Consider the following 24347-nt stretch of genomic DNA (forward strand, 5'->3'; position numbering starts at 1 on the left):
TGAACCTCCTCCCAAAGAACGCCACCTAAAACATCCCCGGGCTGTGTTTGTCCGGGGGCACGGGGGGGGGGCCCCCACCCCTATTGGGGGGCGGCCCCTCTACTGGTTCAAGAAAGGGTGATCCGAATACTCAGATCGCGCGGATGTTCTCCGCCTGCAGCCCCTTCTGGCCCTGGGTGATCTCGAACTCGACCCGCTGGTTCTCGTCCAGCGAGCGGAAGCCCGACATCTGGATGGCCGAGTAGTGCGCGAACACGTCCGCGCCACCGTCATCCGGGGTGATGAAGCCGAAGCCCTTGTCAGCGTTGAACCACTTGACAGTACCGACAGCCATTTGTCTATCTCCTCGATGGCTTATAACAATCCGTGAACCACACCTCATGGATCACGCGTCGCCGAAAGGCCCCAGACGACAGACCGGCCATGCAGCACAGCAAAGTCAGGGAGTCCAAAACTGCAACGCCATAACTGTAGCCGTTCTGCGGCGTGATGGTAGGGGTGACCACAAACACGTGTCGCTGATTGTCAGGGGCCGTTACGCTTCGTGGTCGCCCTGCTGCGGGCTTCCGGAGCCCGCTCCGGAACCCGAAATCCTGCGCCGACCTGCTGGTTCGCGGCGGACGATGGGTGCGCGACGATGGCAACGAAGGACAATTGACCGGTACGCCGGGTAGCGGACGCATTTTTCTGATCATTCGTCCCGGCGTGTCGCGCGGGCGTGAACAGTTGACGGAGAGCTGGAGGGCAGTGTGATCGTGACAGTGACCCGCAGTGGGGGTTTCGCCGGGCTGACCAAGCACGGCGAACTCGACACGAGCGACCAGCCCGACGCAGCCAAGCTCGAGGACGCGGTTCGGGCGCTGGGCGCGAAGGACCTCGGGTCCGGCCGGCCGCAGCCGGACCGGTACGTCTATCGGCTCGTGGTGCGCGACGCCCAAGACACAGACGCCACGCACCACACCGTTGCAGAGCAGGACGTGGATGCCACCACGGCCTGGCTGCTCGACCGGATCCTCAGCTAGCGCCAGTCGATCTCCGGCGCCCGGTAGAAGTTCACCCCGAGCACCTCCCAGCGCGGACCCTGCTCCGCCAGCCGCTCGCGGTACGCCGTCCAGTCGAGCGCGGACTCCTGCGACCAGCCGAGCTCGGCGATACCCGGCAGCCGCGGGAACACCAGGTACTCGATCTTGCTCACGTCGTCGACGGTCTCGGTCCACAGCGGCGCCTCGACACCGTCGATGGCGCTCTCCGGTACGCCGGGAACCAGCGTGGCCGGGTTCCAGCTGTAGGACTTCTCCACGCTGACCAGTCCGGCCCAGTCGAGGCCGAGTGGCGTCTCGGCGTCGTACTTCATGTCCAGGTACGCGCGGTTGGCGGGGGAGAGCACCAGCGTCGCCCCCTGCTCCACGGCCTTTTGCGCGAGCACCTGAGCCTTCGGGTCCTCGGTGCCCCAGTACTGCACGACGGCGCCGGCCGGCAGGGGTCCGTCGGCGATCTCGTGCCACCCCATGACTCGCTTGCCGTTCTTCACGACCAGCTCGGTCGCCTTCGCCACGAACGTCAGGTAGTCGCTGTGCTCGGTCGAGTGTGCCTCGTCGCCGCCGAGGTGCAGGAGCTCGCCCGGCGTCTGCTCGGCCACCTCGCGGAACACGTCGTCGAGGAACGCGTACGTGACCTCCTTGTCGATGGCGAACGAGCTGAAACCCACCTCGGTCTCGGTGTAGAGCTCCGGCGCCTGGTCGCCCTTGTTCAGCTCTGCGTACGACGAGAGCGCGGCGTTCGTGTGGCCAGGTGTGTCGATCTCGGGGACGACGGTGACGTACCGGTCGGTGGCGTACTGCACGAGCTCGGCGTACTCCGCCTTGCTGTACGAGCCGCCCTCGCCGCCGCCGACCTGCAGGCTTCCGCCGTGGGCGGTGAGGTTGGGCCACGAGTCCACCTGGATCCGCCAGCCCTGGTCGTCGGACAGGTGCAGGTGCAGGTGGTTGACCTTGTAGAGCGAGATCAGGTCGACGACGCGCTTGACCTGGTCGACGGTGAAGAAGTGCCGGGAGACGTCGAGCATCATGCCGCGGTAGCCGTACCGCGGGGAGTCGGAGATCGTCGTACCCGCGATCTCCCACGGGCCGTCCTGTGCGGTGTCGGCCTCGGCCTTGGCGGGCAGGAGCTGGCGGAGCGTGGTGACGCCGCGGAACAGGCCCTCTGCGGTTGCCGCGGTGATGGTGACTCCGGATGCGTCCGCGCGGAGCTCGTAGCCTTCGGCGCCCAGGGAGTCCGGGCCGTTCGTGGAGAGGGTGATCGTGCCGGTCCCGTCCTGGACCGGCAGGGCGTAGCCGGTGGAGCGACGGAGCTGAGCTGCGAACCGGTCAGCGATCAGCTGGGCAGAGGGGTCGTCGAGGCCGATCGTGGCGTCGGCCTCCAGCAGGAACGTCTCATCGGCCAGCGCCTGCTGCGCCGTGGGCTGCGGGATCATGCCCGAAAGTGTTCGCGCCCCCTCATAATTCGTCAAGTCCCTTCAAAACTTCTTGGCGAGAGCTGTTGCCTGGGCCAGATAACTCCCGCCGAACAGCACCACGTGCACCAGCAACGGGTGCAGTTGATGCAGCCCGATCCGCTCCCGCCAGCCGTCCGCCAGCGGGTGCACCTCGTCGTAGGCGCGCAGCACCCGTTCGAGCTTCGGCAGTCCGAACAGGCCGAGCATTGCGAGGTCCGTCTCGCGGTGACCGCCGTGCGCGGCGGGGTCGATCAGGTGTACGCCGTCAGCCGTCCAGAGCACGTTGCCCGACCAAAGGTCGCCGTGGATCCGGCTCGGTACGTCGGACCCGTCGTCGTACACACCTGCCTCGAGCCGACTGCACAGTCGCTCGAAGACGCCCAGCTCGAGACCCGCTGCCCGCAAGTACGGCCGGAGACGCAGGTTGGCGTAGAACTCGCCCCACGACTGCACAGGCTGGTGAGCGAACGGTAGCGGGGCAGTGCCGATGTAGCCGTCACCGTCCCAGCCCTCCGGCGGTACGCCGTAGTAGCGGGCGCCGGTGTCGTGGGTGACGGCCAGCCGCCGACCGAAGTCCTCGGCCAAGTCGTCGGTCGGCGGTACGGCGTCGAGCATCGTGGTCGTCAGGTGGGTGGGGGAGAAGTCGAGCGGCTCAGCGACCGGCACCCCGCCCGGTACGGCGAGCCACCGCAGGCCGGCCGCTTCGACCGCGAAGAACCCCGGCGGCGCGTCAGGCGACCTCTTCACAAACCTGGCGGTCATGATCGCACTCTTCCAGCAGGGCTGGCCGACGGGCCAGCAAGGGCTCGCTGAGCATCACCAGCGCCGCGATCGCGGTCAGCAGGCCGCCGGCCAGGGCGACGCTGCGGACCGTCGTGTGATCGATGAGCGCGCCGCCGACGAACGCACCGGCCGCGATGCCGACGTTGAACGCCGAACTGGCCCCGGCCGAGGCGATGTCGGTGCTTCCGGGAGCGATCTGCAGCGTCCGGCTCTGCACCGCGACGGCGAGCCCGCTGAAGGACAGCCCGATCAGCGCGACGAGAACAATCGTGGCGACCTTCACCTCGCCGAGGCCGAACAGCCCGAAGAGCCCGACGGTGATGAGCCCGAACGGGACGACGACCGAAGCCCACGGGAACCGGTCGAGGAGCCTGCCGACGATCAGCGTGCCGGCGAACCCGCCGACGCCGCTGGCCAGCAGCATCGGGCCGAGCGCGGCGGAGGAGAACCCGGTGATGTCGAGCAGGAACGGCGTGACGTAGGTGTTGAACGTCAGGAACCCGGTGACCCCGATGGCGGACGCGACCAGCAGCACGACGTACCCGCGCAGGTCCGGGGCGCTGCCGCGACGGGACGGGCTGTCCTGGACCTCGGTGCGCGGCAGCAGGGTCACGATCCCGGTGAAGGCTGTCGCGCCAAGCACGGCCATCACCACGAACGGGACCCGCCATCCGGTCTGCTCGCCCAGCCAGGTGCCGAACGGGATCCCGAGGATCGGCGCCAGCGCGGTGCCGATCGCGAGTCGCGCGACCACCCGGCCGCGGTGCTCCGGCGGGAACAGGCTGGTCGCGATCGGCGGCGCGATCGACCAGAACAGCGCCTGGGAGATCGCGATGACCAGCCGCCCGGCGAACAGCACCTCGTACGTCGGGGCGGCGGCCGAGAGCGCGGTCGCCACGGTGAGGACGGCGAGCGTGCCGCCGAGGACCACCCGGCGGGGGAGGCGGTGGGTCAGCTGGGCCAATGGGATGGAGGCGAGCACGACGACGACGGCGTACCCGGTGACGAGGAGACCGATCTGGGAGCGCGACCGGTCGAGGTCGCCGGCCATCACGGTGAGCAGCCCGATCGGCAGCACCTCGATGGTGACGAAGGAGAACGTCGAGACGCCGAGGAACACCAGCGCGGCGGTGGCTCGGCGGGACGAGAGGGTCATGAGGTCACCTGATCCCGGTAAAAGGTGTGATGCTGGTAGCATCTCACCCATGACCGACAATTCTCACGCGGAATTCCGGATCGTGGGCGGTCACGTGGCCGTCAATCTGGTGAACACGGTCACGCCGCGGCTGCGCGGCGGCGCGGTGGAGCACGACTACCTGTCCTCGCCGGCCGAGCTGCTCGACTGGAGCCGCCGGATCGAGCTGATCGATCTGCGCGATTACAGCGCCGTCGAAGGCACCTGGCGGTCGGCGCCGGAGCTGGCCGCGAAGGCGCTCGGTGCGACACTCGAGATCCGCGAGGCGGCGTACGACGTGCTCGCGCCGCGAGCGGCCGGAGCGGTCGTGGCGACCGACGGAGTCAAACGCAGTCAGGGTTCTGCCTTCGAGCGCTTGATGTTGCGCTGGTCCGCGGCAGCTGCGCGGTCGATGCTGATCCCGGACGAGCAGCGCGAGCGCGGCATCGCCGAGCTGATCGTCGGTACGTCGCCGGCGCAGCTGATTCCGGACCGGCTGGTGGTGGCGGCGGTCGAGCTGATCCGGACGGTCGAGCTGCGGCAGCTGCGGGCCTGTCCGGTCGACGACGGCGGCTGCGGCTGGCTGTTCCTGGACCGGAGCCGGAACGGTTCCCGGCGCTGGTGCGCGATGGAGGACTGCGGGACGCGGGCCAAGATCCGCAAGCTCGGGGAACGCCGGCGTGCTACCGCCGTACCGCAGTCATAGCGGTAGCGAGAGCGAAGCTTCACTGTCAGCGATCGGCTCACTGGTCGAGAACGCGTGTCGAAAGGTGCGAATTGTCCCCCCGACCTGTCATCGTAGGCGGCCGGGCCTTCCGACCAGAGGGACCTGGCCGGGTCTGCCCCGGACGAGGACGCAGGCTGACGCAACAGAAAGTGGAGGACAGATGACGCAGGTGGCAGAGCAGCCGGGCAGTACTGCCGGGCGGCTCGGCTCGGTGGTGCTGGATTGCCCGGACCCACTCGAGCTCGCCCAGTTCTACTCAGCGCTGCTGGGGCTGGACATCGACGAGAACGGTGACGACGACTGGCGGAGCCTGACCGGCGCCGGGTCGCTGCTCGAGTTCTCGACGCTGGCCTTCCGGCGCTCGGAGCAGTACGTGCCGGCCACCTGGCCCGGCACCGACGCGCAGGATCTCCATCTCGACCTGATCGTCGAGGACCTCTCGAGCGGTCACGCGACCGTGGTCGCCCTCGGCGCCGAACCGCTCGACCCCCTGGACCCGCCGCCCGCGGAGAATGCCCGCGGCTGGCGGATCTACGCCGACCCGGCGGGCCACCCGTTCCGGATCTGCCTCGAGTAACCCGTCGACGGCCCGCCCCACCCAGGGCGGGCCTTCGCATGTTCAGACCACATTCTCAGGCCCAGGCGCTGCTGCCCGTGAACGGGAAGTGCCGCCCCTCGACGTACGCCGGCCGCGGCTGGTAGCTGTTCACCCCCGGCGCACCGCGCAGGTGGAACGCACTCGGGTACGGCGTCTCCGGGTCGGTGATCCGCGTCGACGTCGGGATGTAGCGGATCGTGAGCCCGCAGCGCCGGTTCGGCGAGGTGTTCGCGTTGCTGCCGTGGACGATGTTCGGGTGATGGACCTCGACGTCGCCGGGCGCGAGCACCATGTCGACCGCCTGGTTCTCGTCGACCTCGACCGCGATCTCCTTGCCGAGCACGCTCTCGACCTCGGTGTTGTCGCGCATCCCAGCCACCCCGGACAGGTGGCTGCCCGGGACGACGCGTACGCACCCGTTCTCCGGTGTCGAGTGGTCCACGGCGAGCCACAGCGTCACCACCTCCATCGGGTCCAGCGGCCAGAACGCGGCGTCCTGATGCCACAGCACCGGCTGTCCGGAGTACGGCGGCTTGGAGATGTAGTGGGAGGCGAACAGTGCGATGTCCGGCCCGACGAACCGCTGGGCGATGTCGACGAGCCGGTCGTCGCTCACCAGCCGCACCCAGAACGGGTCGTCGCGCAGGTACACATGCCCGAGTTGCTCGGGCCGTACGTCGGGATGCCGGGCCTGCAGCCATTCGACATGATCGTTCACTTCCTTGATCAGCTCTTGGTCGATGACGTCGCGGAAGATGACGTAGCCGTCTGTTTCGAACATGCTTCCAGCGTGCGGTTCAGGGGTTCCGGCGTACTAGCAATGGGCTGACGGGAATTTGTACTGTGTTGACGTGAGCCAGGTACTGCGTTTCGAGGCGCACGCGTTCGGGCGGCCGTACCACGCGGCGCGGGTGCGGATCCCGGCCCGCTCCCGCGACACCGAGTTGCACACCCACGCGGACTTCCACGAGTTCATGGGCGTCGTGTCCGGCAGCGGCGAGCACCTGCTGACGACCGGCGTCGAACAGCTCCGCCCGGGCGATGTGGTCCTGGTCCGGCCGAGCGACCGGCACGCCGTCCGCGGCTCGGTGCCGGACGGGCTCGAGTTCGTCAACGTCGCCTTCCCGAGCTCGATCTGGCAAGGCTTCCTCGACCTGACCCGCACCGCGAGCTGGTCGTCCCGCGGCCCGGTCACCTTCCACCAACCGCTCGCGATCCCCGTCTTCGAGCAGGCGTTGGCCCGCTTCCAGGACAACCCGAGTTCGTACGACCTGCTGCGCTTCTGGATCGAGCTGCTGGAACTGCTCACACCAGCCGGCGCCGCTGCTCCCGGCGTACCCGACTGGCTGGCCAGGGCGTGTACTGCGATGCGCGCCGAGCAGAACCTGCACGGCGGCGTACCCCGGCTGCTCGAACTCGCCGGCGTCAGCCCTGCCCACCTGTCCCGCTCGATGCGGACCGCGTACGGCGTCACGCCGACGGCCTTCGTCACCGATCTCCGCCTTGAACACGCCGCATCCTTGCTAGCGGCAACGAACACCCCGATCGCCGCCATCGCCGCCCGGTGCGGGTTCACCAGCCAGTCGTACTTCACCCGCACCTTCACCGCGGCGCACGAGCTCCCGCCCCGGGACTTCCGCCGCCGATCGCAGCGCGCGTTCGTGCCCTAGAGCGATTCGAGGTACGCGATGGCGTCCGACTGCTTGAACCACTTGGCCCACCCGAGCACGTCGGCGTCGAAGCGCGGATCGGTCGCCGACAGATCGGCGCCGCGCTCGACCAGGAACTTGAGCGTGTCCAGGGAGCCGGTTCCGGCCGCAAGGTGGGCGGCGGTGAAGCCGTCCGTGGTGCGCTCGTCGACGCCGAAGCCCAGGTCGGCGAGTCTCGGGACGACCTCCCACCGCTGGGCAGCAGCTGCCTCCGCCAGCAGCGTCGGCCGCTCGGCCGGCTTGAGCTCACCCGCGAGTGCGGCCGCGAACGGGTCCTCGGGGTGCTCGCCGCGGTAGAAGTCGCGGACCGTGCCGACCTCCGCGCCGTGGTGGATCAGTTCGTCCAGGATGTGCAGGGCGAACGACGTGCCGTCGTGCTCGGCGTACACCCCCGCAGGCTCGCCCATCGGCCGGTCGAGGACCTCTTGGCTGAGCGCCGCGAGGCGTCGGCGCCACACGTCGTACGCATGATCCAGCGCTGTCAGGGCGTCCGCCGCGGACCCCGGCACCGGCGGCTGGCCGTCTTCCGGGTCGACCTGGCCGCCGAACCAGGTCGCGGTGCGGTCCTCCTGCAGGATGTCGACGATGTGCGTGATCCGCCACGCCAGCGTGGTGAACGGCGCCGGCTCTGGTGGGATCTGGGTTCGCTCGAGGACCAGGCTCGCCTCGGTCTTCCGGATCGACCAGCAGTCGTCGAACGGTTCCCAGAAGTACTCGTCGTCGGTGAGGCCCTGCACCCGGTCCCGCAGGCGCTGCCAGGCGAAGTCGGACAGGTCCAGGAGATTCTGCGAAAGCGTCGTCATGGAGCCACCGTAGGACGACCTGCGGACAGGATCGGTCCGCAGGTCGAGGCAGAATAGAAAACGATGGATACCGCAGCCCGCTTGCTCCGCCTGCTGTCGCTGCTCCAGTCGCGCCCGCAGTGGGACGGTGCGGAGCTGGCGACCCGGCTCGACGTCACGCCCCGGACCGTACGGCGGGACGTGACGCGACTGCGGTCACTCGGATATCCCGTCGACGCCGAGGCAGGTATCGGCGGCGGCTACCGCCTCGGCCCGGGCGGACGGCTCCCGCCGCTGCTGCTCGAGGACGAGGAGGCCGTCGCGATCGCGGTCGGCCTGCGCGTCGCGACCACCACGACCGTGTCGGGCGTCGAGGAGGCCGCGGTCTCGGCCCTGGCCAAACTGCATCAGGTCCTGCCGGCGCGGCTGCAGGAGCAGGTCGCGGCCATCAGCGTGCACACCACCCAGCTGCCGCAGGGGGAGTTGCCCCAGGTCGACGGCGAGGTGCTGGTCACCCTGGCCGCCGGATGCCGGCATGTCGAAGGGATCCGGTTCCGGTATCGCACGCACGGCGGCAGCGAGTCCGAGCGCAGCGTCGAGCCGCTGCAGATCGTCCACACCGGCCGCCGCTGGTACCTCGTCGCCCGCGACCGCGATCGGCAGGCATGGCGCAATTTCCGCGTCGACCGCATCAGCGAGCCCGTGCTGACCGGCTCACGCTACCGGTTCGAGGACCCGCCCGACCCGGTCGCGCTAGTTGCCGAGGGCACCGGAGTGGCGCCGTGGGACATCGTCGCCCGGGTCCGCGTCCATGCCGATGCCGCGACCGTCGCCCGGCTGATCCCGCCGAGCCAGGGCGTGATCGATCCCATCGACGCGAACACCTGCGAGGTCCGCTTCGCCGCGAACGACCTGGGACCGCTCGTCTCCGGAGTCATCCGCCTGTACTGGCCGTTCGAGATCCTCGAACCACCCGAACTCCGCGCCGCAGTCCACGACCACGCCCGCCGCCTACTCGACTCTTAGCTGTCCGCGAGCGCCTTGCGGACCCGCTTCTCCGAGATCGGGTACGGCGTACCCAACGTCTGCGCGAACAGGCTGATCCGCAGCTCCTCGAGCATCCACCGGACTTCGAGCAGTTCGGGGCTCGGGTACTTGCCGGTCGGTACGGCGCGCAGACGCTTCTCGTACTCGTCGGTGAGCGTCTGCACGATGGCCATCCCGGACCGGTCGCGCGCCGCGTTCTCGCCGAGCTTGTCCAGCCGCTGCTCCATACCGCGCAGATACCGGACCAGGTCCGGGAGCCGCCTGGCGCCGGTCTCGGTGATGAAGCCCGGGTGGACGAGCCGTTCGAGCTGACCGCGGACATCGGACAACGCCACGATCAGGGCGGGACTCGACGCGCGCGAGATCTGCTTGTCCACGGTCCGGGCATGCCCGAGCACCTGCTCCACCTGCTGCAGGATCGTCAGCACCGTGTCCGCGAGATCCGACCGTACGGCGTCACGCAGGATCGCGAACGCGGTCAGATTCCACGCCGGACCACCCGCGGCCGCCATCAACTGATCGACCGCCGCGCCGATCGCGTCGTCGAGCAGGTCGCCGACGTTGCGATGCGGACCGGCCATCAGCGTCATCTTCTGCTGATTGCTCAGCTGCCGCTGTACGACGTCGATGACCGACGGCATCGTCAGCAGCAGGAGCCGGCGCGTGCCCGTCCACATCGCCGCCGCCTGATCACGCTCGGTCTCCTGCAGCCGGATTGCCACGGTCTTGCCCTCGTCGACCAGCGCCGGATAGCCGGCCACCGTGAGGCCGTTGCGCCGTTCGGAGAAGCTGCGCGGCAGGTCGCCGAACGTCCAGTCGGTCAGCCCGGACTTCTCCAGCCCGCTGACCGCCTTCGACGCGACCTGCGAGATCGCGGCCGTCGTCTTCGGCTTCAGCTTCTCCTTCAGCTTCGCGAGATCCTTGCTCTCAGCAACGGTCTTGCGTTTGTCGTCCTCGACCCGGAACGTCATCCGCAGATGCTCGGGAACCCGGCTCCAGTCCCAGTCACCCGGCTCGATCACGACACCGCGCAGCTCCCGCAGCGCGCGAGCCATCGCGTCGGTGAGCGGCCCGGACGCCGGGTCCAGCTCAGGAAGGATCTGGCGGGCGTGGTCCGGGGCCGGCACGATGTTGCGCCGGATGGTCTTCGGCAAGGACTTGATCAGCGTGGTCACCAGCTCCTCGCGGAAGCCCGGCACGCTCCACTCGAACCCGTCCGCGGTGACCTGGTTCAGCACGAGCAGCGGGATGTGGACGGTCACGCCGTCGGCATCCGTCCCCGGCTCGAACGCGTACGTCAGGTCGAAGGTCATCCCGTTCTGCATCCAGTGCAGCGGGAACTCCTCCTCCCGCACCTCGGCGCCCTCGCGAACCACGAGCGACCGCTCGAAGTCCAGGAGGTCGTGATCGCGTTGCCGCGCGGTCTTCCACCAGGTGTCGAAGTGCCGCCCGGTGACCACCTCGGCGCCGATGCGCTCGTCGTAGAACTGGAAGAGCGTCTCGTCGTCGACCAGCAGGTCGCGGCGCCGGGTGCGCTCCTCGAGCTCCTCGACCTCTTCGATCAGCTTGCGGTTCTCGTGGAAGAACTTGTGGTGCGTGTCCCAGTCGCCCTCGACCAGCGCGTGCCGGATGAACAGCTCGCGGGACACCTCGGGGTCGACCTTGCCGTAGTTCACCTTCCGCCGGGCGACGATCGGTACGCCGTACAGCGTGACCTTCTCGTAGGCCATCACGGCGCCGGCCTTGCGTTCCCAGTGCGGTTCGGAGTACGACCGTTTGATCAGGTGCGGAGCGAGGTCCTCGGCCCACTCGGGCTCGATCTTCGCGTTCACCCGCGCCCACAACCGCGAGGTCTCGACGAGTTCGGCGGCCATCACGAACTGCGGCGGCTTCTTGAACAGGCCGGAGCCGGGGAAGATCGCGAACTTGGTGCCGCGGGCACCGATGTACTGGTGCTGGTTGGCCGGGTCCTTCAGGCCGAGGTGCGACAGCAGGCCGGACATCAGCGAGATGTGCACGCTCTGCGGGTCGGCCGGCTCACCGCTGTTGAGCTTGACGCCGATCTGCGACGCCACCTGACGGAGCTGTGCGTAGATGTCCTGCCACTCACGGACGCGCAGGTAGTTCAGGTATTCGCTGCGGCACATCCGGCGGAACTGGTTGCCGGACAGCTCTTTCTGCTGCTTCTTCAGGTAGCTCCACAGGTTCAGGTACCCGAGGAAGTCGCTGTTCGGGTCGCGGAACCGGGCGTGCTGCTGGGCGGCCTGTGCCTCGGCATCAGTCGGCCGCTCGCGCGGGTCCTGGATCGACAGCGCGGACGCGATCACCATGACCTCACGTACACACGCGTGCTTGTCGGCCTCGACGATCATCCGGGCCAGCCGCGGGTCCAGCGGGATCTGTGCGAGCTGACGGCCGATCGGGGTGAGCCGCCCGCCCTTCGGGGTGTCGATCGCGCCGAGCTCGGTCAGGAGCTGCAGGCCGTCGGTGATGCTGCGCTTGTCCGGCTCGTCGATGAACGGGAACGCCGCGATGTCGCCGAGCCCGATCGCCGTCATCTGCAGGATGACCGACGCGAGGTTGGTGCGCAGGATCTCCGGGTCGGTGAACTCCGGCCGGTTCTCGAAGTCCTCCTCGGAGTACAGCCGGATGCAGATGCCGTCGCTGGTCCGGCCGCTGCGGCCCTTGCGCTGGTTGGCGCTCGCCTGCGAGACCGGCTCGATCGGGAGGTGCTGGACCTTGGTGCGATGGCTGTACCGCGAGATACGCGCCGTACCGGGGTCGATCACGTACTTGATGCCGGGGACCGTCAGCGAGGTCTCGGCGACGTTGGTCGCGAGCACGATCCGGCGGTTGGCGTGCGACTGGAACACGCGGTGCTGCTCGGCGTTCGAGAGCCGGGCGTACAGCGGCAGGATCTCCGTGGTCCGTCGTTCGCCGCGGAACTTGTCGTTCAGCGCGTCGGCGGTGTCGCGGATCTCCCGCTCGCCGCTGAGGAACACCAGGATGTCGCCGTCGGCCTCGTACTCGAGCTCGTCGACGGCGTCCAGGATCGCCTGCGTCTGATCGCGGTCGATCGTCGCCGGGTCGTCGGGGTCGTTGACCGGGCGGTACCGCACCTCGACCGGGTACGTCCGGCCGGACACCTCGACGATCGGCGCCGGGTTGCCCTCGGCGTCCGCGAAGTGCGCGGCGAACCGTTCCGGGTCGATGGTCGCCGAGGTGATGATGACCTTGAGGTCGGGGCGGCGGGGGAGGAGTCGCTTGAGGTAGCCGAGGATGAAGTCGATGTTCAGGCTGCGCTCGTGCGCCTCGTCGATGATCAGCGTGTCGTACCGGGTCAGGTCGCGGTCGCGCTGGAGCTCGTTCAGCAGGATGCCGTCGGTCATCAGCTTGACCAGCGACCGCTCGCTGACCTTGTCGGTGAACCGGACGGCGAAACCGATCGTCTCGCCGAGCTCGGTGCCGAGCTCTTCGGCGATCCGCTCGGCGACCGTGCGCGCGGCGAGCCGGCGGGGCTGGGTGTGGCCGATCATGCCGTGGATGCCGCGCCCGAGTTCGAGACAGATCTTCGGGATCTGGGTGGTCTTACCCGAACCGGTCTCGCCCGCGACGACCACGACCTGGTTGTCGCGGATCGCCGACACGATCTCGTCCTTCAGCTGACTGACCGGCAGCTCTTCGGGATAGGTGATCTGCGGTACGGCATTCCGCCGCACCTCGACCCGGCGCTCAGCCTGCTCGATCGCACCAAGCACGCCCTGCAGCGCCTGCTCACGCTTCCGGGCTTCCTTGGTGGTCCGAACCCGCTCCAGCCGCTTCCCGAGCTGCTCCCGGTCGTACGCCGTCAGCCCGTCCAGCCGCGCAACCGCATCCGCCAGACTCACCTGGTCTTCAACCGGCGAGCCGGAGGACATGCGACGCGGGCCGCCGTCCGGGGATGCGGCTTCGCCCGCCTTGGGCGGGGTACCAGCGTTGCCCGTCGGCCTCGGCTTGCGCCGGCGACGGGGCCGCCTGGCGGCGGTTGGTTCCTGGGAGGGAATGGGGGATGGACTCGGGGACTCGGTCCGGGCATCAGGCATAACCAGTCCAGTTTAGGCGTCCGCTCCCAGCCACTCATCCGGATTACCGGATCCCCAGGCCATCACAACCGGCCGGCATCCCCAGCCGCCCGTCTGCGCCGCGCCGCAGGCGCGAATTGTGAGGGCCTGGGGATCCGCTATCAGTCGTGCGGTGACGGGACCTTGACGGCGAGGACGGGGACGGGGGACTCGAGGAGGACGCGTTGGGCGGTGCTGCCAAGGATGAGTTTGCCGACGGGGGAGCGGCGGCGCAGACCGAGGACGATGAGCCCGACGTCCTCCGCGGCGGCGGCCTTCAGGAGAGCGCCGGCGACGTCGCCTTCGGTGACGGCCTGCTGGATCGCCACGTCGACGCCCTGCTCACGCAGCCGGGCCTCGGCGGCAGCCATCTCGTCGGCGTTGGCGTAGCGGGCGTCGATGTAGGAGCCGCCGCGGCTGGTGTTCAGCAGCAGGACCGAGGCGCCGCGCAGTTCGGCCTCGGTCGCCGCAGCGGCCAGCGCCGCCTCACCTTCGGGCGTTGGTACGTATCCGACGAGAATCTTCACGGCACCCACTCTCCCATCAATCGCAGCCGCCGCAGGACAAGCGGTTAAGGTCAAGCGCATGGTTGAGCTGCAGGTGGTCCTCCCGGACGAGTCGGCAGCGATGCCGCCCGAGCGCCTCGTCGAGCTGGCCGCGGTAGCCGAGGAGCTCGGCTACGGTACGGCGTGGTTGCCGGATCACCTGCTCCCGCCGGGCGAGTTCGGCTCGACGTACGGCGGCGTGTACGAGCCACTCGTGACCATCGGGTACCTCGCCGCCCGCACGACCCGGATCCGGTTCGGGACGTCCGTCCTGGTGCTGCCGATGCGGAGCGCGTTCGTGGTCGCCAAGCAGGCTGCGACGCTGCACCGGTTGTCTGGCGAGCGCGTCGTACTCGGGCTTGGGGCCGGTTGGGCTCGCGAGGAGTTCGCGGCGGTCGGCGTCCCGTTCGAGGAGCGCGGTCGGCGTACGGACTCGTCGCTGGAGATCTTGCGCGACCTGTTCGAGGGGCGCGACCGGGGCGGCGTGTTCGAGCCGAGGCTCCGGGCGCCGCTGCCGATCATGATCGGCGGTACGACGACGCCGGCCCTGCGGCGGGCGGCTCGGTTCGGCGACGAGTGGCAGGGGCTCGGGCTGGACGGCGCCGGGTTCAGCGCGGCGGTCGCGCGGCTGCGATCCTTTGGGGATCGGCAGGTGAAGGTCGGCACTCGGCTCGACTGGTCCGACCGCGATCCGGCGCCCGTTGTCGCGATGGCTCATGAGCTCGCCCAGGCCGGGGCCGAGACGGTCGCTGTGTCGTTCGGGGACGAGAGCCGCGCGCTCGAGCGGATGGCGCGGTTCTACAGCCTGTTCACGGCGGGCTGAGTTTGCTACGCAGGACCTTGCCGGTGGCGTTGCGCGGGAACTCGTCGAGGATGACGACCTGGCGCGGGGTCTTGTAGCGGGCCAGGTTCGCCTTCACGTGCTCGATCAGCTCGTCCTCGGTCGCCGGCTCACGCAGTACGACGTACGCGACGAGGCGTTGACCGAAGTCGTCGTCGGGTACGCCGGTGACGGCCGCCTCGGCGACCGCGGGATGCGCCGCGAGGCACTCCTCGACCTCGACCGGATACACGTTCTCGCCGCCGGAGACGATCATGTCGTCCTCGCGGCCGTCGACGAACAGCCGGCCGGCGGCGTCGAGGTGGCCGAGATCGCCGGTGCTCATCCGCCCGTCGACAACAGTCTTGCTCGAGCCGTCGGAGTACCCGCCGAACACGAGCCCGCCACCGGCGAAGATCCGCCCGGTCGTCCCGGTCGGTACTTCGTGGTCCTGGTCGTCGAGGATCCGGATCGAGCTGCCGAGGCACGGGCGACCGACCGTGCCGGGCGCGTCGAGCAGGTCGGCGGAGTTCGCGATCGTGGCGATGCCGACCTCGCTCGACCCGTACGCATCGCACAGCACCGGCCCGAACTGCTCGATGAACCGCTCGGCCAGCGGCACACCGAGCTGCGACGCACCGGAGATCACGGCCCGCAGCGAACGCAGGTCGTACTCCGCGATCGCCGTCGGGCTCAGCTCGAGCAACCGCCGCAACATCACCGGCACCGCGACCACCGCGCCTGCCTGGGTCGTCTGCACGTCCTCGAGCATCGTCGCGGCGTCGAACCGCGGCCGCAACACCAACGGCGCCCCGAGGAACAACGCCAGCATCGACGTCAGCAACCCGAGCCCGTGGAACAACGGCGGCCCGATAACCACCGGCTCACCCGACCGCACCCCGAACCGGCTGAGCGCACTGGCCGTCAACCCCGCGAGCCCCACCGCAGTAGGCACCCGCGGCGCCGCCTTCGGCGCACCCGTCGTCCCCGACGTAAGAATCGTGATGTGCCCAGGGCTGTCCGGCGTCGGCGCACCCACAGCGCGGCTATCCGCCAGGTCGTCGAGAGCCACCGCGCCGCCGGCGGGGCTCGTGACGACGGCCGGGACGCCTTCCGGGGGCGTGAACTCCGCGTCGTGGACGAGCAGGTCCGGGCGGTGCCGTTCCAGGACGGCGCGCAGTTGGGGCGGAGCGAACTCCGTGTTGACAAAGAGAACGTCGGCGCCGATCCGGGACGCGGCGAGCGTTGCCTCCAGGAAGCCGGCGTGGTTCCGGCACAGGACCGCGACCTTGCTGCCGGCAACGATGCCGTACTGCGCGTGCAGGCCGGCCGCGATGCGCTCACACCGGCGATCCAGCTCGGCGTACGTGAGCTGCTGATCGCCCGAGATCACCGCCGCACGATCCGGATACCGGATCGCCGCGATTACCCCGAGCGCAGCCATCGACTGCCCCCAGGCCCGCAGCGCGCGCTCGATCCGTACGAGCTGCGTCGGCCCGGCCGACCGCCAGACCCCGGACCGGATCAGCGCGACCGACAACTCACCCACCTCGGCGGCGCTCTGGACCAGCCACTCCGGCGGCCGGATCGGCCCGATCGGACGGATCGTCCTCATCGCTTCTTCCCGCCTCCGGTACGCCGGTAGTACTGCTCGAGCAGCCGGTCCGTCGGCACCCGCAACAAGTTGCCCACGGCATCGGCCGGCCGGACGAACGGCGGCGTGATGTTGTGCGGCCGCTCCGCCACCGCCGTACACACTTGATCGGCGGCCTGCTCCGGCGTCAGCCCGGGCATCTTGTTCAGCAACGGCGTCGGCTCACTCATCCGCGTATGCACCAGCCCCATGTAGACGGTCGATGTCGTCACACCGTCCCCGCGAACCTCCTGCGCCACACATCGCAGCCACACGTCGAAGGCACTCTTCGACGCCAGGTACGCCGACCACCGCGCCATCGGCGGCGTCCGCACACCCGCCGTCGACACGTTCACGATGTGACCCGACCGGCGCTCGCGCATCGACGGGAGCAGCTCGAGCACGAGCTTCGCCGGGCCGAGGTAGTTGATCGCGTTGGTCCGCTCGATGTCGTGGAACCGCTGGTACGTGTCCGCGACCGACCGCCGGATCGACTTACCCGCATTGCTCACCAGCACGTCGACCCGCCCGTGCTCGGCCAGCACGGTCCGCACCAACTCTTCGACGGCCGCCGGATCCGCGAGGTTCGCCGGATACACGTACGCCGACCCGCCGCCGGCCCGGATCTCGTCGGCCACGACCTGCAACTGCTCCTCGGTCCGCGCCACGAGCAACACCGTCGCTCCAGCAGCAGCCAGCCGTCGTGCAGTCGCCTCACCGATCCCGTACGACGAACCCGTCACCAGGATCACCTTGTCCCGCACGGCCGCGGTCAACCGTTCGTCGGAGATCCCGGTGCGCCCGTTGGTCAGCGCGACAAGCAACGGCCACCCGAACGGACGCTTCCCAGTCACCATGCCGCCGACATTACCCGCTGGTAGCCACAGGTGGGAGTCCCTAGCTGACTCTTTGCAACCACTCCCGCACCAGCGCGCCCATCAACTCCGGCTGCTCGATCTGCAGGTTGTGCCCGGCGATGTCGAGCACGGCGAACGTCGCGCGCGGGTAGTGCGGGAGCAGCCCGTACCAGTCCTCATACCCGGTGACCGCGTCCTGCCGCCCGCACAACACCAGCGTCGGCCGGGTGTAGACCGGACCGCTCTCCGGCGCCGTCGACAACGCCCACTTCTCCTGGATCCGATCCATCGCGGCCAGGTCCGCGATCGCGATGCCCGGCGCGACATCGGCACGGTACGCGGCCAGCGCCGCGGCGGTCTGCACCACCGCGAGCTCGGTGAAGTCCTCGCCCTCGGTCAGCGATTCGAGCACGCCGGGCTCGGTCCGCAGTACGGCGTGCTCGGGCAGCTTCCGGTCCTTGTGCCACAGCGTGCCGGTCGGGCAGATCAAACCCATGCCGAGGATCTGCTCGGGGCGCTCGGCGACCAGGCCGCGGGACAGGTATCCGCCGTACGACTCGCCCATCAGGATGAACGGCTCGTCGCCGATCTGCTCGTCGATGAACTCCCGCACCGCGGCCATGATCCCGTCGGAGCTGTCGATGTCGCCGGCCGGGCTCTGACCCATCGCGGGCAGGTCGGGATAGAGCCGCCGGTATCCGGTCAGCTGACTGAAGATCGGTTCGAGGCAGCCGGTCATCAGGCGGTGGTCCGGAGTCCAGCCGTGTAACGCCAGAACCGGAACGCCGTCGCCGAAGGCCACATGGTGCAGAGTCATGAGAGAGGTTTTAGCAATCGCTCCCGACAGTTTTAGAGTCGACCCATGGCCCGTCGCTCAGCACTCCCTCCGATTCCCGACTTCGCCGTCCTTCGTTCCCGCCTCGACCGCGCCCGTGCGGCCGCGGCCGGCACCGGTCTGGTGATCGCACCGGGCTCGGACCTGCGGTACCTGATCGGTCAGCCCGGTGGTTCGTTCGAGCGGCTGACCGCGCTGCTGATCCCGGCGGACGGCGCGCCGGCTCTCGTCGTACCGAAGCTCGAGGCACCGGGGTTCACCGGCTTGGAGGAGCTCGGCGTCGACGTCATCACCTGGGTGGACGGTGTCGATGCGTACAACCTGGCGGCCGAGCGGCTCGGTGGCGTCGAACGGGTCGCGGTCAGCGACTTCACGCCGGCGCTGCACGTGCTGGCGATCCGGGACGCGTTGCCGAAGGCCGAGCAGGTGCTGGCCGGGCCGATCGTCCGGGAACTGCGGATGCGCAAGGACGCGGCCGAGATCGAGGCGCTGCGGAAGGCGGGCGCGGCGATCGACCGTGTGCACGCGCGGGTCGGCGAGTGGCTGCGGCCGGGGCGGACGGAGGCCGAGGTCGGCGCCGACATCGCCGCCGCGATCGTCGAGGAGGGCCACACCGAGGCGGACTTCGTGATCGTCGCCAGCGGCCCGAACGGCGCCAGCCCGCACCACGCGCTGTCCGAGCGGGTCATCGAGTCCGGCGACGTGGTGGTCGTCGACATCGGCGGACCCGTTGCCGAGGGCTACAACTCCGACTCGACCCGCACGTACTCCGTCGGCGCGCCGCGGGATGCGGACGTGGCCGCGACGTACGCCGTACTGCAGCAGGCTCAGCAGGCCGCTGTGGATGCCGTTCGGCCGGGTGCGACGGCGGAGTCGATCGACGCGGCCGCGCGGGACGTGATCGCGGCGGCGGGCTTCGGCGAGTACTTCATCCACCGGACCGGGCACGGGATCGGGCTCGACGTCCACGAGGAGCCGTACATCGTGGCGGGCAACGACCTGCCGCTCGAGGCGGGGATGGCGTTCAGCGTCGAGCCTGGCATCTACCAGCCGGGCCGGTGGGGCGCGCGGATCGAGGACATCGTCGTGGTCACCGCGGACGGCGGCGAGTCGATGAACAACCAGCCGCACAGCCTCGTGCAGCTCTGAGGTTCAGCCCGCCCGGAAGGTCTTGCGGTAGGCGAGCGGCGACACGCCGAGCTCGGAGCGAAGGTGGTGGCGCAGCGACGCGGCGGTCCCCAGCCCTGCCTCGTGGGCGACGCGGTCGACGGACAGATCGGTCGTCTCCAGCAGGTTGCAGGCGTGCCGCACGCGTTGCTGCAGCAGCCAGGTGCCAGGCGACTGCCCTGTCTCGGCCTTGAAGCGCCGGCTGAAGGTACGCACGCTCATCTGCGCGTTGGCTGCCATCGAGGCCAGGCTGATCTCCTCACCGAGTCGCGCGAGCGCCCAGGCCCGCGTCGGCGACGTACCCTCACTGCCCTCTTCGGGAATGGCCCGCTCGATGTACTGCGACTGTCCGCCGTCACGCCACGGCGGTACGACGCAGTGCCGGGCGGCCCGGTTCGCGACCTCGCTGCCGAAGTCCCGGCGGATCAGATGCAGGCAGAGGTCGACGCCGGCGGCGAGGCCGGCCGAGGTGAGGATGTCGCCGTCGTCGATGAACAGCTTGTCCTCGTCGAGCTTCACCTGCGGGTAGACACTGCGGAACAGCTCGGCCCGCTCCCAGTGCGTCGTTGCGGGCCGGCCGTCGAGGTAGCCGGCCGCGCCGAGGACGAAGGCGCCCGTGCAGATCGAGGCGATCCGGGTCCCGGGGCGGATGGTCGCGAGCGCGGCGGCCAGGTCGTCGGGCAGCGTGCCGTCGTACCGCGGCTGGTGGATGTAGGTGCCGGGGACGATCACGGTGTCGGCCTCGGCCAGCGCCTCGGGTCCGTGGTCCGGGACGAGGTTAAATCCGGCTCCGGCCCGAACCGGGCCGCCAAGACCGCAGATGCGGACGTCGTACAGCTGCGTGCCGTCGGACTTGGTCGCCGCGCCCAGGACGGTCGGCGGGATGGTCAGGTCGAACCCGACCACCGGCTCGAGCGCGAGGACGGCGACCACGTGCGGACCGACGGAGGTCAGGTGACGTGGGCTCCGTTTGGACATGGCCACATTTTGACACATGTTGTCCATCTGGCCACTAGTTCGATGACGGTCGAACCGGCACCCTTGTCGGGTGACGCAGACTCTCGAGACGAAGAAGGCTCCCCGGGTGCACCTGGCCTGGGCAGTCGCTGTGGTGGGGTTCGTGACCCTGATCGGTGCGGCCGGGTTCCGTTCGGTGCCCAGTGTGCTGCTCGATCCGCTGCACGAGGAGTTCGGGTGGTCGCACGCGACCATCTCCTCGGCAGTGTCGATCAACCTGCTGCTGTTCGGCGGCATCTCGCCGTTCGCCGCCGCCCTGATGGACCGTCTGGGTCTCCGCAAGGTCGTCAGCGGTGCGCTGGTGCTGATCGCGCTGGGCAGCGGTCTGACTGTGTTCATGACGTCCTCGTGGCAGCTGCTGCTCTGCTGGGGTCTCTTGGTCGGCGTCGGCACCGGATCGATGTCGATGACGTTCGTGGCGACGATCACCGGGCGCTGGTTCGTCCATCGCCGTGGTCTGGTCACCGGGATCCTCACTGCGGCCGGCGCGACCGGTCAGCTGATCTTTCTGCCGCTGATCGCATCCCTGGCGTCGCAGTACGGCTGGCGGGTCCCCGCACTGGTAGCAGCCGCTGCGGCGTTGGCCGTCGTACCGCTGGTGCTGCTGTTCCTTCGTGACTACCCGAGCGACGTCGGGCTGCGCGCGTACGGCGCTCCTGAGGGGAGTACCGCGGGACAGCGGGTCGAGACGACCGGGAGCAGCGCGGTGCGGGCGCTACGCGCGCTGGGGATGGCCGTACGGCGGCCCGCCTTCTGGCTGCTCGCAGGTGGGTTCGCGATCTGCGGCGCTTCGACGAACGGTCTGGTCGGCACGCACTTCGTGACCGCAGCGCACGACCATGGCATGCCTGCGACAACCGCTGCGTCGTTGCTGGCGCTGGTGGGTCTGTTCGACGTCGGTGGGACGATCTTCTCGGGCTATCTGACTGACCGGTGGGACCCGCGGTTCCTGCTGATCGCCTACTACTCGCTGCGTGGACTCTCACTGCTGGTGCTGCCGTCGCTGCTCGGACCGACGGCTGCTCCGAGCACGTGGGTGTTCATCATCTTCTACGGGCTGGACTGGGTGGCGACTGTGCCGCCGACCGTCGCGCTGTGCCGTGAGTGGTTCGGGCAGGACGGGCCGATCGTGTTCGGCTGGGTATTCGCGTCGCACCAGGTCGGGGCCGCCCTGGCCGCGACCGGCGCCGGTTGGATCCGGGACGCGCAGGGCAGCTACAACCTGGCCTGGTACCTGGCCGGCGGGCTCTGCGCGGCAGCCGCGCTGATGTCCGCGAGCATAGGACGCCGACTCGTTACTGCCTGACCCTGTCCGCTAGCCTCGATTTAAGTTGAGGTTGGAGGGATGGGCGATGGACATCGAGCCTGGTGAACTGACGGTCGGGCAGCTGTCGCAACGCAGCGGCGTCGCGATATCCGCACTGCACTTCTACGAACGCCAGGGCTTGATCCTGAGTCGCCGTACGTCGGGGAACCAGCGCCGGTACAAGCGGGACACGTTGCGCCGGGTCGCGTTGGTGCGGATCGCGCAGCGGGTCGGCGTACCGCTGGCCGAGGTTGCCGCGATCCTGAAGCTGCTGCCGGAGAACCGGACGCCGACGCGGGCCGACTGGGAACGGATCTCGGAGTGCTGGCAGGCCGAGCTCGACCGGCGGATCCTGCATCTCGAGCAGCTCCGCGACGACTTCAAGGACTGTGTCGGCTGCGGCTGCCTGTCGCTGGATCGGTGTGCGCTGGCCAATCCGTACGACGCCCTGGCGGCGAAGGGTCCGGGGCCGAGGCGGCTGATGGACAACGCGGGTGAGCCGTGTCATCCGGGCAAGTGCGCCTGAGGTTATCCACAGCTCGGGGGTCGCGGCCAGCGGACTGGGGGTGCGGGCGTCTAGGGTTTCCGGCATGGCTGAGACCAACGCGAACCCCGAGCCGACGACCGACCCGGCGACCAGCTCGGCCGGCCTGACCGAGGCGCGGGCGAAGGTCGCCGGTGATGTGATCCGCGCGATCGCCGGAGATGGAGCGCGTCTGCGCGCGGATCAGGAGACCGCGGTTGCCGCGCTGTGTGAGCCGGCGGCGCGAGTGCTCGTCGTGCAGGCTACCGGGTGGGGCAAGTCAGCTGTGTACTGGGCGGCGACCGCGATCAGACGGTCGGAGGGCGCCGGGCCGACCCTGGTGGTTTCGCCGCTGCTGTCGTTGATGCGCGACCAGGTCGCCGCCGCGAGCCGGGCCGGATTGCGGGCCGCGACGCTGAACTCGAACAACATCGACGCCTGGTCAGGTATCGAGCACGACCTGCGCTCGGGCGCGATCGACGTGCTGTTGGTGTCGCCGGAGCGGTTGGCAAACCCGGGGTTCGGGCGGCGGGTGCTCGACGGGCTGGCCGGGCAGGTCGGCCTGCTGGTGATCGACGAGGCGCACGCGGTGTCGGACTGGGGGCACGACTTCCGGCCGGACTATCGCCGGGTGTCCGACGTACTGCAGCAGCTCAACCCGAAGACGCCGGTGCTCGCGACGACGGCGACGGCCAACTCGCGGGTGACCGAGGATGTCGCGAAGCAGTTGGGGGAGTCGACGCTCGTACTGCGTGGGCCGCTGGCGCGGGCGAGTCTGCAGCTTGCCGTTGTGGACAAGCTGTCTCCGCTCGACCGGTTCGCGTGGGTGGTCGATCAGCTGCCGAAGCTTCCGGGGTCCGGGATCGTCTACGCGTTGACTGTCGCGGATGCGCAGCGGCTGGCGTCGGTGATTCAGGAGGTTCACGGCCGCGACGTACCGGTCGCGGCGTACACGGGTCAGTTGGAGGCGGGGGAGCGGGAGAGCCTCGAGGACGCGCTGCGGGCGAATCAGCTGAAGGCGCTGATCGCGACGTCCGCGCTGGGGATGGGGTACGACAAGCCCGACCTCGGATTCGTGGTGCACGTGGGGTCGCCGCCGTCGCCGGTGTCGTACTACCAGCAGGTCGGTCGGGCCGGGCGCGGGATCGATCATGCGGTGGTGGCGCTGCTGCCGTCGGATGCGGACTCAGGCGTATGGGACTACTTCGCGACGGCCACGATCCCGGTGCCGGAGAACGTGCAGCGGCTGCTGCGAGCGCTGGAGGGGTACGGTCCGGACGAGCCGGCGACTGCGCCCGCGCTGGAGGCAGAGACCGGCTTGCGGCGTACGCGGGTCGAGTTGATGTTGAAGCAACTGGCCGTGGACGGCGCGGTCGACCGGGTCGAGCGTGGCTGGGTGCGGACCGGCGCGGACTGGAGCTTCGACGCGGAGCATTACGACGGGATCGTGTCGGTGCGCCGGCGCGAGGCCGACATCATGCGCGCGTACACCCGCGGTGATCGTTGCTTGATGCAACTTCTCCAGGAGTCGCTGGACGATCCGTCGGCGGAGCCGTGCGGGCGGTGCTCGGTCTGTCTGGGGGAGTTGCCGGCCCCGCTGGAGTCGCGACCCGATCCGGAGACGGTGGCGGCGATCGTCCGGCTGCTCCGCGGCGAGGTCCACGTGCTCGAGCCGCGCAAGATGTGGCCCGGCGGTGCGTTCGGCGCCCGCGGGAAGATCCCGCCCGGGCTGTCGGCCGAGCCCGGCCGCATCATCGTTTACGCCGACGCCCCCGAGTGGCGCGAGGTCCTGCATGGTGCGTTCGGCGGTTCACCGACGCCGGACGCGTTGGAGGCGCTTAAGGCGGGGGCGGTGGCCGCGCTGTCGCGGTGGCGCGGTTCGTGGTCCGGGCGCCCCGAGGTCGTCGTACCGCTGGCCGCCGGCGGTCACCCGGAGCTCACCTCCGCCATCGCCGACCACGTAGCCACCGTGGGCCGCCTCGACCGAGCCGAGCTGACAGTCGACCGCACCGGCTACACCGACGACCTCTCGTCGGCCGAAGAAGCAAGAGTCTGGCGAGACGGCCTCCAGGTCGACGCGGCAACAGCCCAAGACATCACCAACCGCACAGTCCTCCTCCTGGTAGACGCCACGTCCTCCCAATGGCCCGTCACCGTAGCCACCGCCAAACTCCGCGAAGCCGGCGCAGTAGCCGTCCTCCCCCTGGTCATCCACAAACGCCCCTAACCC

At 69.4% G+C, this 24347-nt stretch carries 22 protein-coding genes; 10 read left to right on the forward strand and 12 right to left on the reverse strand.

What is annotated here, in order from left to right:
• Window positions 1–130: 130 nt before the first annotated feature.
• Window positions 131–334 carry a cold-shock protein gene (locus ABT313_RS20515; RefSeq protein ID WP_134100749.1) on the reverse strand — a complete coding sequence of 68 codons (204 nt, stop codon included), beginning with the start codon at window positions 332–334 and terminating at the stop codon, window positions 131–133.
• Window positions 335–749: 415 nt separating this feature from the next.
• Here ABT313_RS20515 and ABT313_RS20520 point away from each other — a divergent pair, with 415 nt between their 5' ends.
• Window positions 750–1022 (forward strand): protealysin inhibitor emfourin, encoded by a 273-nt coding sequence (locus ABT313_RS20520; RefSeq protein ID WP_350855887.1) that lies wholly within the window; start codon window positions 750–752, stop codon window positions 1020–1022.
• Here ABT313_RS20520 and ABT313_RS20525 read toward each other — a convergent pair.
• Genes ABT313_RS20525 through ABT313_RS20535 form a run of 3 tightly spaced genes read right to left on the reverse strand, consistent with a single transcriptional unit; the run spans window position 1019 to window position 4433 of the window.
• Complete coding sequence (locus ABT313_RS20525; protein ID WP_350855890.1) at window positions 1019–2473, reverse strand: beta-N-acetylhexosaminidase; 1455 nt, start codon at window positions 2471–2473, stop codon at window positions 1019–1021. The genes ABT313_RS20520 and ABT313_RS20525 overlap by 4 nt on opposite strands.
• 42 nt (window positions 2474–2515) lie before the next feature.
• Window positions 2516–3256 carry a fructosamine kinase family protein gene (locus ABT313_RS20530; RefSeq protein ID WP_350855893.1) on the reverse strand — a complete coding sequence of 247 codons (741 nt, stop codon included), beginning with the start codon at window positions 3254–3256 and terminating at the stop codon, window positions 2516–2518.
• Complete coding sequence (locus ABT313_RS20535; protein WP_350855896.1) at window positions 3225–4433, reverse strand: MFS transporter; 1209 nt, start codon at window positions 4431–4433, stop codon at window positions 3225–3227. Before ABT313_RS20535 ends, ABT313_RS20530 begins: the two co-directional genes overlap by 32 nt.
• A 49-nt stretch (window positions 4434–4482) precedes the next feature.
• On the opposite strand from ABT313_RS20535, the gene ABT313_RS20540 reads away from it, so the two are divergent.
• Window positions 4483–5157 carry a CGNR zinc finger domain-containing protein gene (locus ABT313_RS20540; RefSeq protein WP_350855898.1) on the forward strand — a complete coding sequence of 225 codons (675 nt, stop codon included), beginning with the start codon at window positions 4483–4485 and terminating at the stop codon, window positions 5155–5157.
• A 181-nt stretch (window positions 5158–5338) separates the two neighbouring features.
• Complete coding sequence (locus ABT313_RS20545) at window positions 5339–5755, forward strand: VOC family protein (RefSeq protein ID WP_350855901.1); 417 nt, start codon at window positions 5339–5341, stop codon at window positions 5753–5755.
• 55 nt (window positions 5756–5810) lie between these two features.
• Here the strand turns inward: ABT313_RS20545 and ABT313_RS20550 are convergent, their stop codons facing one another.
• A complete protein-coding gene (locus ABT313_RS20550) occupies window positions 5811–6557 on the reverse strand; it encodes a phytanoyl-CoA dioxygenase family protein (RefSeq protein ID WP_350855905.1) in 747 nt (248 codons plus the stop codon).
• 70 nt (window positions 6558–6627) lie between these two features.
• Between ABT313_RS20550 and ABT313_RS20555 the strand changes: the two genes are divergently transcribed.
• The gene (locus ABT313_RS20555) at window positions 6628–7446 is read left to right on the forward strand and encodes a helix-turn-helix transcriptional regulator (RefSeq protein WP_350855908.1); all 819 of its coding nucleotides are present in this window, start codon (window positions 6628–6630) and stop codon (window positions 7444–7446) included.
• On the opposite strand, the gene ABT313_RS20560 is transcribed toward ABT313_RS20555, so the two are convergent.
• On the reverse strand, window positions 7443–8288 hold the full coding sequence (locus tag ABT313_RS20560; RefSeq protein ID WP_350855911.1) for a DinB family protein: 846 nt from the start codon (window positions 8286–8288) through the stop codon (window positions 7443–7445). The two genes, ABT313_RS20555 and ABT313_RS20560, sit on opposite strands and share 4 nt — an antisense overlap.
• A gap of 63 nt (window positions 8289–8351) precedes the next feature.
• On the opposite strand from ABT313_RS20560, the gene ABT313_RS20565 reads away from it, so the two are divergent.
• The gene (locus tag ABT313_RS20565; protein WP_350855914.1) at window positions 8352–9293 is read left to right on the forward strand and encodes a helix-turn-helix transcriptional regulator; all 942 of its coding nucleotides are present in this window, start codon (window positions 8352–8354) and stop codon (window positions 9291–9293) included.
• Here the strand turns inward: ABT313_RS20565 and hrpA are convergent.
• Window positions 9290–13201 (reverse strand): ATP-dependent RNA helicase HrpA, encoded by a 3912-nt coding sequence (gene hrpA / locus ABT313_RS20570; protein WP_502884004.1) that lies wholly within the window; start codon window positions 13199–13201, stop codon window positions 9290–9292. The two genes, ABT313_RS20565 and hrpA, sit on opposite strands and share 4 nt — an antisense overlap.
• 335 nt (window positions 13202–13536) lie before the next feature.
• Window positions 13537–13941 carry a universal stress protein gene (locus ABT313_RS20575; RefSeq protein WP_350855919.1) on the reverse strand — a complete coding sequence of 135 codons (405 nt, stop codon included), beginning with the start codon at window positions 13939–13941 and terminating at the stop codon, window positions 13537–13539.
• Window positions 13942–13999: 58 nt separating this feature from the next.
• On the opposite strand from ABT313_RS20575, the gene ABT313_RS20580 reads away from it, so the two are divergent.
• A complete protein-coding gene (locus ABT313_RS20580) occupies window positions 14000–14782 on the forward strand; it encodes an LLM class flavin-dependent oxidoreductase (RefSeq protein WP_350855922.1) in 783 nt (260 codons plus the stop codon).
• Here ABT313_RS20580 and ABT313_RS20585 read toward each other — a convergent pair.
• The 3 genes from ABT313_RS20585 to ABT313_RS20595 are packed head-to-tail and all read right to left on the reverse strand — an operon-like array spanning window position 14769 to window position 18086.
• Window positions 14769–16394, reverse strand: a complete 1626-nt coding sequence (locus ABT313_RS20585) for an AMP-binding protein (RefSeq protein ID WP_350855925.1) — start codon at window positions 16392–16394, stop codon at window positions 14769–14771. The genes ABT313_RS20580 and ABT313_RS20585 overlap by 14 nt on opposite strands.
• Window positions 16391–17269: an SDR family NAD(P)-dependent oxidoreductase gene (locus tag ABT313_RS20590; RefSeq protein ID WP_350855928.1), complete on the reverse strand. Its 879-nt coding sequence runs from the start codon at window positions 17267–17269 to the stop codon at window positions 16391–16393. The genes ABT313_RS20585 and ABT313_RS20590 overlap by 4 nt, the downstream gene beginning before the upstream one ends.
• A gap of 40 nt (window positions 17270–17309) precedes the next feature.
• A complete protein-coding gene (locus tag ABT313_RS20595; RefSeq protein WP_350855930.1) occupies window positions 17310–18086 on the reverse strand; it encodes an alpha/beta fold hydrolase in 777 nt (258 codons plus the stop codon).
• 45 nt (window positions 18087–18131) lie between these two features.
• Here ABT313_RS20595 and ABT313_RS20600 point away from each other — a divergent pair, with 45 nt between their 5' ends.
• Window positions 18132–19253 carry a M24 family metallopeptidase gene (locus tag ABT313_RS20600; RefSeq protein ID WP_350855933.1) on the forward strand — a complete coding sequence of 374 codons (1122 nt, stop codon included), beginning with the start codon at window positions 18132–18134 and terminating at the stop codon, window positions 19251–19253.
• A gap of 3 nt (window positions 19254–19256) precedes the next feature.
• Here ABT313_RS20600 and ABT313_RS20605 read toward each other — a convergent pair whose 3' ends face one another.
• Window positions 19257–20249 carry a GlxA family transcriptional regulator gene (locus tag ABT313_RS20605; protein ID WP_350855936.1) on the reverse strand — a complete coding sequence of 331 codons (993 nt, stop codon included), beginning with the start codon at window positions 20247–20249 and terminating at the stop codon, window positions 19257–19259.
• Between the two features lie 70 nt (window positions 20250–20319).
• Here ABT313_RS20605 and ABT313_RS20610 point away from each other — a divergent pair, with 70 nt between their 5' ends.
• The 3 genes from ABT313_RS20610 to ABT313_RS20620 all read left to right on the forward strand — a co-directional run bounded on the left by ABT313_RS20610 (window position 20320) and on the right by ABT313_RS20620 (window position 24344).
• Entirely contained in the window at window positions 20320–21594 is a 1275-nt protein-coding gene (locus tag ABT313_RS20610) for an MFS transporter (protein WP_350855939.1), read from the forward strand.
• 46 nt (window positions 21595–21640) lie between these two features.
• Entirely contained in the window at window positions 21641–22120 is a 480-nt protein-coding gene (gene soxR, locus ABT313_RS20615; protein WP_350855942.1) for a redox-sensitive transcriptional activator SoxR, read from the forward strand.
• 64 nt (window positions 22121–22184) lie between these two features.
• Window positions 22185–24344 carry a RecQ family ATP-dependent DNA helicase gene (locus ABT313_RS20620; protein ID WP_350855945.1) on the forward strand — a complete coding sequence of 720 codons (2160 nt, stop codon included), beginning with the start codon at window positions 22185–22187 and terminating at the stop codon, window positions 24342–24344.
• Window positions 24345–24347: the final 3 nt, after the last annotated feature.

The sequence above is a fragment of the Kribbella sp. NPDC000426 genome (assembly GCF_040300265.1).
Lineage (GTDB): Bacteria > Actinomycetota > Actinomycetes > Propionibacteriales > Kribbellaceae > Kribbella.

What these genes read in the sequence shown, in the direction of transcription:
- ABT313_RS20515 (WP_134100749.1), bottom strand. Translation starts at nt 334, where the DNA reads ATGGCTGTCGGTACTGTCAAGTGGTTCAACGCTGACAAGGGCTTCGGC.
- ABT313_RS20525 (WP_350855890.1), bottom strand. Translation starts at nt 2,473, where the DNA reads ATGATCCCGCAGCCCACGGCGCAGCAGGCGCTGGCCGATGAGACGTTC.
- ABT313_RS20530 (WP_350855893.1), bottom strand. Translation starts at nt 3,256, where the DNA reads ATGACCGCCAGGTTTGTGAAGAGGTCGCCTGACGCGCCGCCGGGGTTC.
- ABT313_RS20535 (WP_350855896.1), bottom strand. Translation starts at nt 4,433, where the DNA reads ATGACCCTCTCGTCCCGCCGAGCCACCGCCGCGCTGGTGTTCCTCGGC.
- ABT313_RS20540 (WP_350855898.1), top strand. Translation starts at nt 4,483, where the DNA reads ATGACCGACAATTCTCACGCGGAATTCCGGATCGTGGGCGGTCACGTG.
- ABT313_RS20545 (WP_350855901.1), top strand. Translation starts at nt 5,339, where the DNA reads ATGACGCAGGTGGCAGAGCAGCCGGGCAGTACTGCCGGGCGGCTCGGC.
- ABT313_RS20550 (WP_350855905.1), bottom strand. Translation starts at nt 6,557, where the DNA reads ATGTTCGAAACAGACGGCTACGTCATCTTCCGCGACGTCATCGACCAA.
- ABT313_RS20560 (WP_350855911.1), bottom strand. Translation starts at nt 8,288, where the DNA reads ATGACGACGCTTTCGCAGAATCTCCTGGACCTGTCCGACTTCGCCTGG.
- ABT313_RS20565 (WP_350855914.1), top strand. Translation starts at nt 8,352, where the DNA reads ATGGATACCGCAGCCCGCTTGCTCCGCCTGCTGTCGCTGCTCCAGTCG.
- ABT313_RS20580 (WP_350855922.1), top strand. Translation starts at nt 14,000, where the DNA reads ATGGTTGAGCTGCAGGTGGTCCTCCCGGACGAGTCGGCAGCGATGCCG.
- ABT313_RS20585 (WP_350855925.1), bottom strand. Translation starts at nt 16,394, where the DNA reads ATGAGGACGATCCGTCCGATCGGGCCGATCCGGCCGCCGGAGTGGCTG.
- ABT313_RS20590 (WP_350855928.1), bottom strand. Translation starts at nt 17,269, where the DNA reads ATGGTGACTGGGAAGCGTCCGTTCGGGTGGCCGTTGCTTGTCGCGCTG.
- ABT313_RS20595 (WP_350855930.1), bottom strand. Translation starts at nt 18,086, where the DNA reads ATGACTCTGCACCATGTGGCCTTCGGCGACGGCGTTCCGGTTCTGGCG.
- ABT313_RS20600 (WP_350855933.1), top strand. Translation starts at nt 18,132, where the DNA reads ATGGCCCGTCGCTCAGCACTCCCTCCGATTCCCGACTTCGCCGTCCTT.
- ABT313_RS20605 (WP_350855936.1), bottom strand. Translation starts at nt 20,249, where the DNA reads ATGTCCAAACGGAGCCCACGTCACCTGACCTCCGTCGGTCCGCACGTG.
- soxR (WP_350855942.1), top strand. Translation starts at nt 21,641, where the DNA reads ATGGACATCGAGCCTGGTGAACTGACGGTCGGGCAGCTGTCGCAACGC.
- ABT313_RS20620 (WP_350855945.1), top strand. Translation starts at nt 22,185, where the DNA reads ATGGCTGAGACCAACGCGAACCCCGAGCCGACGACCGACCCGGCGACC.